This is a genomic window from Aldersonia kunmingensis (assembly GCF_001646865.1).
Taxonomy (GTDB): domain Bacteria; phylum Actinomycetota; class Actinomycetes; order Mycobacteriales; family Mycobacteriaceae; genus Aldersonia; species Aldersonia kunmingensis.
Map to the genome: position 1 here is coordinate 36,767 of NZ_LRRB01000059.1, position 9,106 is coordinate 45,872.

The following is a 9,106-nucleotide window of genomic DNA, read 5'->3' on the forward strand; positions in this document are numbered from 1 at the left end:
AGACGCCGGGCCGTGTCGCACTTGTCAGACGGTTGTGTCTTCGGCCCTGTTCAACTCGGTCTTGAGCTGGAACCCCGCCGCAGTCAGCAGGATTCCGAAGAATATCGCCCAGCCGCCGAGCAGGTAGACGAAAATCTTGACGCTGAAGTCCGGGTGCACCAACAGAATGATGCCGAAGATGATTGCCAGGACACTCGCCGCGATCTGCAGGAACCAGGCTGGACCGGGCGTCTTGCGCCGGGAGATCGCCGAGGCGAGACCGATCACACCGAACAGGATGGCGTAGAAGGCGACGATGTATACCAGGACGAGAACGGTGATGTCCGGCCAGACAATGCAGACGATGCCGGCGCCGACCGCGACGAGGCCGAGAAGTAGCGACCAGACCCAGTGTTCGGCCTTTTCGCCCCGCAAGACGTGGACCAGGGCGATGATTCCGTCGATGATCGCGTATATGCCGAACACCCAGACGATCGCCCACAGCGTGATTTCCGGCCAGATCAGCGCGATGAAGCCGAAGATGATGCCGATCAGGCCGCGCACCACCATGATCCACCAGATGTTCCTGTTGAACTCGATGACTTCGACACGTGTGGTCATCGCGCACTCCCTCGGTTCGGGCGGACCCGGCTACCGAACGCGCGGCAGCGGTTGTTCTGGGGCGCTCCGCTGGCTGCGCGCCGGTCCGGGTCGGGACACCCGAATTATGCACCGATGGCTCCGAAATGGGCGGATTAACAATCGAAGCGATCCGATACCGAATTTGCGAATACGGTGCGTCGACGAAAAAAGCATCGGCCGCCGAGCATTTCGCTCGGCGGCCGGTGCTGTCACTTCGGGTGGTGGTTAGCCCTTCTTGGCCAGCGTCCGGCCCATGCCGCGCTCGACGGCCGCGGCGATCTGCGGGCGCAGCTCCACCGCAGGCACGATCGTGTGCACCGAACCGACCTCGCGGGCGCGATCGATGTTGTGGATCGCCTCGAACTCCTGTGCAACCTCGCCCAGCTTGTCTGAGCGCACCGCAGTCCGCTTGGTGGCCAGTTCGATCCGCAGGTCCGAGCGGCGTGCCTCGTCCGTGGTCGCGGCGAGTTCCGTCTCGAGTGCCTTCACGTCCGGGTCGGCGGCGGTGCGCGCGTTCACCTCTCGGGTGAACACCACCGCGGCGGCGGGCGCGCCACCGATGACCGAGGCGTAGGAGCCCTCGACCGCGAGCACCTCCATGTTGTCGTTCAGCGTTCCGGAGAACACCACGAACGCGCCACCGTGGTACCGCGAGACAACGCAGAACACGATCGGGCCGTCGAAGTTGACGATCGCACGGCCGATCTCAGCGCCGTACTCGAGCTGGATGTTGCGCAGCGACTCGGGCGAACCGTCGAAGCCGGAGAGATTGGCCAGTACGACAACCGGGCGGTTGCCGCTCGCGGCGTTGATCGCGCGGGCCGTCTTCTTCGACGACTGCGGGAACAGCGTGCCCGAGGTCCAGGTGTCCGGGCCGTCCGCGGGGGTCCAGCCCTTGCGCGGCACCGAGCGAGACTCGATGCCGATCACCGTGATCGGGTTGCCGGCCAGATGCGCGTCGAACACCACCGAGGTCTCGGCGCCGACCATATCGGCCCAGCGCTCGAGCACGGCGTGGTCCTGGTCGACAACCGCGCGCATCACCGTGCGGATGTCGAACGGCTTCTTGCGTTCGGCGTTCGTCTCCTTGGAGAAGATGTCGCCAACCGTGGTGAAGTCGCTGGACGGGTGAACGTGCGGGAAGGTGCACACATCGCGGTCGACCGGGTCGGCCGACGGCGCGAGGCGCGGGAACCGTTCGCCCGGAGCGATATACGCGTGCTCGTAGTGCGCGAACAGCACCTCGCACGCCGCGGTCAGGTTCGGCGCCCAGTACTGCGCCTGGCCGTTCGGACCCATGACGCGGTCGTAGCCGCCGATGCCGTAGTTGTCCTCGGCGGAGACGCCACCGGAGTAGTCCAGCGACTGCTTGCCGGTCAGCACCATTGCACTGTCCGGCGTCATGACCAGGATGCCCTTGGTGTGCTGCAGCATCGTGGCTTCGGCGTTCCAGTACGGCTGTGCGCCGACGTTGATGCCGGCCACGATGATGTTGATCTCGCCACCGTTCTGGGTGAACGTGATGATCCGCCGCAGACCGCGCGACACCCAGTCCATGTTCTCGGTGCCGCTGTGCATCGCGATCGTCGCGCCGGATGAGAGCGCGAACCATTCGACCGGGACACCGAGCTGCTCGGCGAGGTCGATACCGGCCACGATGCGCGAGCACTCCGCCTCGGCGACCGTGCCAAGCGCGCGGGTCGGGTCACCGAACAGCGCGACGCGGGTCATGCCCTCGGGGTAGCGATCGGTCGGGGTGGTGACGAGACCGGCGATGATGCCGGCCTTGTTCTGGCCGTACGGCCGGTCGACCGCGACGAACTTGCCCGACGCGTCGAAGTCGTACTCGGTGAACGATCCCTGCGTTCCGGTGAGGATCGGCACCAGCTCGTACGGGTAGACGGTGCCGCGCGCCCGGGAGCGCTGGACCTTCTGGGTGTACTCATCGAGCGGACGCATCGGCTCGGTGGGCGGCTCGGTGGCCAGCGCCACGACGCCTGCACCGGACCGGTACGACAGACGCACCGCGTGGTCCTGCGGCACCGCGTCGGCGGATTCCCGCACGCGGCAAATGAAGGTGACTTCCTCGAGTCCCGCACCGCTGGTCAGCGGGGCGAAACGCTTTGCAATGGAAGTGAATTGGTCAACCGGTACGTCGAGGACGGGCCACACGTAGAGCACCACGCGGTTGTTATCGATCCGCTTGTTGCCACGCTTGGCCTGCTCACGCCGGATGCCGTCCATGCAGGACGCAACCGCACGCTCGATACCGGGGATCGTGATGATCTCGCCGGCGTCGTCGCGCTGGATGGTGACGTCCCGGATCTCAGCCATCGCGATGAGCCGCTCGTCGGTCGAATTCTCCTTGGCCACAACGTGGTACAGGTAGGAATCGGCCGGGGCGGTGAGCCGCGTGAGGTCGAAGTTCTTGAGCCGCCACAGGTTCAGGCGCTGACCGGTGAGCGGGTGCATGTCACGCACGAGCAAGTCTTCGGCGACACCATCCGCGGTCCGGCGGAAGGTGACGTGGCGAATCTCGGTCTCGTCACTGCCGAGAACGGTGAACGTGGTGCGACGCCAGCCCAGTGCGGCGGGGTGCGCGGTGAGCAGACCCCGCAGGGTCGTAACGAGCTCGTTGCGGTCGCTCGGCGCGTCGGCCCAGCGTAGGTAGACATCCACCACGCGGTTCTCCGGCGCGGGGCTGGACAGCTCGGCGAGCAGGTCCAGCGTCGCCGGCAGCGAATCGCGCTTCGCCACCGCCGACGCAAGCTCGACCGGCTCGCCGGCGAGGACGAACGTGCCCGTGACGACGTGGACGCCGTCGCGATCGAACGCCTTCACGTCCTCGAGGCCGCGGATCCGGTAGTACTGCCGAGTGATGGCCTCGAGCAGAGGAGCCGGGTCCGAGTTCCACGCGCTGAGCATTCCGGCGAGCGGCTCGGTGGTCTCGACGATGCGCTCGATGCGCTCGGTGTAGTCCGCCGTGGACGGGTTCTCGACGAGGTATTGCAGGCTGCCGCGCACACCGTCGTAGACCGGACGCCGGTCGCGCCGGATGGCGGGCTCGTCGAAGTAGCGGAAGCGCAGGTTACGCGCGATGTCGCCGATCACCGGGAAGCGGACCTGGGTCGCGATGATGACCCGGTCGAGTACCTCGGCAAGGGTGGCCGGCGGCTCGATCTGAGCCGGCAGGTCGGCCAGCGCCCGCTCGAGCAGCCCGGCAATCACCGGCGCCTGGTTATCGATGCGCTGCAGAGCCAGGAAGAGGCGGTAGACGGCCTCCTCCAGCTCGGAGCTGCGGGTGAGATCCGCGACGTCGTAGTGGCGCAGGGCGTGCGCGAGCCGGGTCTTGAACGACTCGGGCAGCTTCTCCACGTCCACGTCCAGCGACAGGAGGTACGAGTGGAAGAACTCGCGGGGGCTGTGCACAGCCTCCGCCTCGTCGTCCTCGGTCGTCGGACGGTTGCGGGACAGCTCGCAGATATCGGCGAACACGGTGAGCAGCGCAAGTTCGGCGCCGATCAGCTCCGAGTCGTTGGTCGGCAGCTCGGAGCGCAGCGCCTCGTACTCGGCAAGCAGCGCGCGGGCCCGCTCGGCGCTCACGTCGAAGCCGGTGATCAGTGAGGTCAACGAGTCGAGCTTGGCCAGCGCCTCGCACCGGGCGTTGCCCGCGGTGGCGTGGACTCCGTTGAACTCGACGCGCTTGGCCGGTGCGGCGGCCTCGTCGGCGAGGTTCATGTCGAAGCCGAGCTTGCGGCGGGTCGGCTCGGCCTTGTCCACGCGAAGCAGCGCGGCACCGGCGTCGACCTGCGAGTTGACGATCGCGTTGATCTCGCGAACCCGGCCGGCGTAGGGCGCACGGACCGCGGTCTCCATCTTCATGGACTCGAGCACGACCAGCGTCGCACCGGCCTCGACGGTGTCGCCGATGGCGACCGGGACGGCAACGACCACGGCGGGCGCGGGTGCGCGCACGAGACCGGCCTCGTCCTGGCTGACCTGATGGGAGACACCATCCACCTCGACGAGGTAGTGGGTCGGGCCCGCGATGGAAACGACCTGATGCGAACGATCGCCCACGGTGAGGCGGCTCTCGTACTCACCGAGTACGTCGCGGCCGACCTCGAAGTCGGTGGTGTCGGTCTCGATCCGGTACCGGTGCGGTCCGGTCTGGCCGACCACGAACTTGTAGCTCTGGCCAAGGTAGCTCAGCTCGACCTTGCGGCCGATGGCATGGCTGGCGCGGGGGCGGCCACCGCGCGCGGACGACAGGAAGGCAGCGCGCTCGCGGGCCTCCTCGCCGTCGTAGACCTGGACCGCGGCCGCGATCAGCGCGACGTTCGCCAGGGCGGTCGGGCCGTTGCTCGTGCCCGCGCCGGTGCGGTCGAGCCAGCCGGTGTCGGCCGAGCCCGAGATGACTTCCTCGCGGTCGAGCAGGTTGAGCAGGAAGGACTTGGTGGTGGTGCCGCCGTCGAGCACGACGGTGGTATCGCGCAGCGCGCGACGGAGGCGGCCCAGCGCCTCGGAGCGGTCCTTGCCCCACGCGATGACCTTGGCGACCATCGAGTCGTAGTCCGGCGGGATGACGTCGCCGTCGGCGATACCGGTGTCGACGCGGACGCCGGAGCCGAGCGGGAAGCGCAGCAGCTGCACCGAGCCCGGCGCGGGCGCGAAGCCGTTGTCGGCGTCCTCGGCGTTGAGCCGCGCCTCGATCGCGTGGCCCCACTCGCCCGGGCACTCACCTTCGAGCTTGTCGCCGGAGGCGACCTTGATCTGCAGTTTCACCAGGTCGAGTCCGGTGGTGACCTCAGTGATCGGGTGCTCGACCTGCAGGCGGGTGTTCACCTCGAGGAAGGTGAAGACTTTCTGCTCGGGCTGGTAGAGGAACTCGACGGTGGCCGCACCGCAGTAGCCGGCCGCCTTGATGAGATCGCGCGAAACTTGGCGCAGGTGATCGGCCTGCTCCTTGCTCATCACCGGGGAGGCAGACTCCTCGATGACCTTCTGGTTCTTGCGCTGGATCGAGCAGTCGCGCACGCCCGGTGCCCAGACATTGCCGTGCGAGTCGGCGATGCACTGCACTTCGACGTGGCGGGCGTCGGTGACGAGGCGCTCCAGGAAGACGACAGGGTCGCCGAACGAGCGCTCGGCCTCACCCTGGGTGCGCTCGAGCGCGAGCTCGAGCTCGTCCTCGGCGAAGACCTTGCGGATACCGCGGCCACCGCCACCGGAGCGGGCCTTGATGATGAGCGGGTAACCGATCGCGTGGGCGTGCCGACGGGCGTCCGCACGGGTCTCCACGGGGCCGCCCGACCAGGGGGCAACGGGAACGCCGACCTTCTCTGCGAGGAGCTTGGCCTCGACCTTGTCGCCGAGCAGCTGCATAGCCTTGGCAGACGGGCCGATGAAGGTGATGTTGAGTTTGGCACACAGCGTCGCGAACGCCGGGTCCTCTGCGACGAAGCCCCAGCCGACCCACACGGCGTCGGCTTTGGCCTCGATCAGCGCACGCTCGAGCTCGGCGTGGTCGAGGTACGGGGTGGCGGCAGCGCCGGTCTTACGAAGCAGGACGCCCTCGTCGGCCTGGCGGACGAACATCGCCCGGCGCTCGGCCTCGGTGTGCAGCGCGATCGCGCGGATGCCGTAGTCGAATTCGGCATTGAGCTCACGCACGGCCTTGATGAGGCGGACCGCTGCCTCACCGCGGTTGACTACCGCAATCCGTTTGAACATCTATTTGCCCGCCGTTCCCTCGTTCGTGCAGGGCTCCTGGGCCGTTTTGGCACACAGGAGCCCCAGTGTCGTCATAAGTGCTCTGGCATACGCCGCCGGCTTTAGGAGTGGTTCGAACCTCATCGATCCCTCGTTACGGGTGCGGATCGGGGTGTCGAGCCTGGCGGCCCGTCAACATGCGCCGGTGCCTGCTGTCGGTCGGAACCTCGCTCGGCGTCGTCGCCGGCGTGGCCCCTCGGGACTCAGAATGACGCATTTATTGGCCGCTGTCACGCTGGTCGTTTGCCCCGGAAGGGGTCCTACCAGCACTTACGCAAACCTACGGAAGCGTAAGTTGTTGCGATTCAAGATATTTCGAGAAATGGCCCAGCCGAGGGGGTGCTCGGACATTGATTCCAACTTGACGCCGTACTCGCGAGTAGGGTTGTGCCGGTTGAGATTTCCTCGGTGGTGACGTCTGCAGTGGTAGCGGGCAGCTAGCACCCTTATCTACTCGCGAGTACGGGGAGCGAGCCGAGGGTATTACGCCAATTCGTTGTGAATCAGATCACAAATCGGTGGTGGGCTCGCCATGCAGGAGCTTGTCGATCTCGCGGCGGTCACGTTTCGTGGGTCTTCCGGTGCCGCGATCCCGGCGCGGGAGTGACGCCAGCACCTCGGGCGGGGGCGGCGGCGGGCTCTTGTCGATCAGGCATTCCGCGGCGATCGGCGCCCCGACCCGCTTGTTGACGATCCGCTCGACAACGACGATGCGCTCGCGGCCACCCTCCCGGATCCGGACCTCGTCGCCACGCCGCACATGCTGCGCCGGCTTGGCGGACGCACCATTGACCCGCACGTGTCCCGAGCGGCACGACGCGGCGGCCGCAGACCTGGTTTTGAACAGCCGAACGGCCCACGTCCATGCATCGACGCGGGCCGTTTCGGAGGTATTCGTGGCGGGGTGTGCGGAGCTCACCTTCGCAGGCTAACTCGCTCCCGAGAAGCTAGACGCGACGCGCGGTGTAAACCGCGATCTCGCTGATCGGCGTGTACTTGACCGGAACGCCGGAGGTCGATGCCTCCAGAATGTTGCCGTTGCCCGCGTAGACCGAGGCGTGGTTGCCGCCGTTGCTGATGACGATGTCGCCGGGCTGGAGCTGCTCGACCGGAATCGGGATGCCGGCGTTGGCCTGCTCGAAGCTGGTCCGCGGGATGTTCACGCCGGCCTGCTTGTAGGCCCACTGCACGAGGCCGGAGCAGTCGAAGGAGTTCGGGCCGGTCGCGCCCCAGACGTACTGGGCGCCGACTTTGGTCTTGGCGGCTTCGAGGGCGCGCTGGCCGACCGAGTGCATGATGTCCGGGATGCCGGGGAGGGTCGGCGGTGCGACCTGCGGAAGCTGGCCGGTGAAGGCCTGCACCTGGGGAAGCTTCGCGATCTCCTGGACCTGCGGAAGCTCTGCGAGCTGCTTCACCTGCGGGAGGTCGGCGAGCGCCTGGAGCTCGTCGAGCTGCTGGGTCGGCAGGTCCGGGACGTTGATGTCACCGAGGCCGGGAACGTTGATCGTGGCGGCCATCGCCGGCGCAGCGGGGGCGATTACCGCTCCAGCGGTGACAGCGCCAAGGACGATTGCGCCACGAACCGGCGTAGATACTCGTGATTCGCGCTGCACACTGTGCTTGCCCACGAAAGACGCACTCCGATCTTCCTCTGGTCCGCCGACCGAGTTAGCTGACGGGTTCGGGCTAAGGAAGTAGCCCTACCCCTCTGTCGCAAGCGACTGAGGAGATTCACCCCAAGGAACCTGGGTCCCCGGCTCGGCACCGAGGTGCCGATTAAGCGGTACTTCGTGAGGTCGGATCTGGTGATCCGGCTGTGTCTCACTAAGTCACGGAAACATTACGACCGGAAACCTTCGTTGTCTAGTCGTTACCGAACGTGTCGCGGGTTGGTTACAGCAACCGCAGGTGGACGGCTGTCCAGGGTGTTAACGTCCGGCGGGAAAGCGCCGGTGACATGCGGAGGTGGGCATGGATCGATCCCGTACGGCTCGAAGTGGTGCTGCCTTCGGTGCGGCGGTGGTTTTTGCCGCTGGAACCCTTTTGATCGCGGAGGACAGAACTGCTCAGGCGGTGCCTCCGGAGTCTGGCGGTGTCCCCGTTGCGACCACCTCGACACCGTCGCCGACCACCGTCGCCGGCACCGGGCCGTGCGTCACCGACCCGTCGCCGACGCACGAGCCACTTGTCGGCAAGACGCAGGAATTGATCATCCCCTTCCCCGCGGTCACCGCTGTGCCGTTCCCCGCGCCGACCACAGTGCCGACCAGGACTGTGCAGGCGCTGCCGCCCAACCCGTGCGACAACCCCTGTCCCGACCTGACGGACCTACCTGCCGATCAGAGCGGATCGAACGGGTCGAGCGGCTTGGACGGGTCGGCCGGGTCGAGCGGGTCCAGCGGGTCGAGCGGCTCGAGCTTGTTTTTCGGTTCGGGCGGCTCCAACGAATCCAGCCTGTCCGCGCTGCTGAACGTTCCGGACAGGGTCATCTTCAGCTTCAAGCCCTTCTGGTTCGGTATCCCGATCCCCGGCCCGCCGCAGGACCAGCCGCCACCGCCCGCCCCGGCGGCGCCGCCGATCGAGAGCGCGCCGGTGCAGCCGGCTCCTCCGCTGCCGCGGATCGGCGCCGTGACCGAGGTAGCAAAGCTGACCGGGGCAAGCTCGATCAACCGCACCGACAAGCGGTGGCAGGTGAACGGCACCGATCTCGGCA

4 protein-coding genes, 1 pseudogene and 1 riboswitch are annotated in these 9,106 nt (G+C 67.0%); of the genes and pseudogenes, 1 reads left to right on the plus strand and 4 read right to left on the minus strand.

Annotated elements, in window-relative coordinates; genetic code table 11:
* Positions 1 to 24: 24 nt before the first annotated feature.
* From A8G08_RS04445 to A8G08_RS04460, 4 genes are all read right to left on the minus strand, one after another.
* Positions 25 to 600 (minus strand): HdeD family acid-resistance protein, encoded by a 576-nt coding sequence (locus A8G08_RS04445; RefSeq protein ID WP_068270656.1) that lies wholly within the window; start codon positions 598 to 600, stop codon positions 25 to 27.
* 246 nt (positions 601 to 846) lie between these two features.
* Complete coding sequence (locus A8G08_RS04450; RefSeq protein WP_068270660.1) at positions 847 to 6,354, minus strand: ATP-binding protein; 5,508 nt, start codon at positions 6,352 to 6,354, stop codon at positions 847 to 849.
* A gap of 547 nt (positions 6,355 to 6,901) precedes the next feature.
* Positions 6,902 to 7,312, minus strand: coding sequence for an RNA-binding S4 domain-containing protein (locus A8G08_RS04455; protein WP_068270665.1), 411 nt, complete (start codon positions 7,310 to 7,312; stop codon positions 6,902 to 6,904).
* A 28-nt stretch (positions 7,313 to 7,340) separates the two neighbouring features.
* Positions 7,341 to 8,021, minus strand: a complete 681-nt coding sequence (locus A8G08_RS04460) for a C40 family peptidase (protein WP_068270671.1) — start codon at positions 8,019 to 8,021, stop codon at positions 7,341 to 7,343.
* 14 nt (positions 8,022 to 8,035) lie between these two features.
* A riboswitch (cyclic di-AMP (ydaO/yuaA leader) is annotated at positions 8,036 to 8,186 on the minus strand.
* A gap of 178 nt (positions 8,187 to 8,364) precedes the next feature.
* Here A8G08_RS04460 and A8G08_RS04465 point away from each other — a divergent pair.
* Positions 8,365 to 9,106, plus strand: a pseudogene (locus tag A8G08_RS04465) (DUF4185 domain-containing protein); the annotation flags it as partial.

Excerpts from the sequence above, each read along its gene's own strand:
- A8G08_RS04445 (WP_068270656.1), bottom strand. The coding sequence starts at position 600 with ATGACCACACGTGTCGAAGTCATCGAGTTCAACAGGAACATCTGGTGG.
- A8G08_RS04450 (WP_068270660.1), bottom strand. The coding sequence starts at position 6,354 with ATGTTCAAACGGATTGCGGTAGTCAACCGCGGTGAGGCAGCGGTCCGC.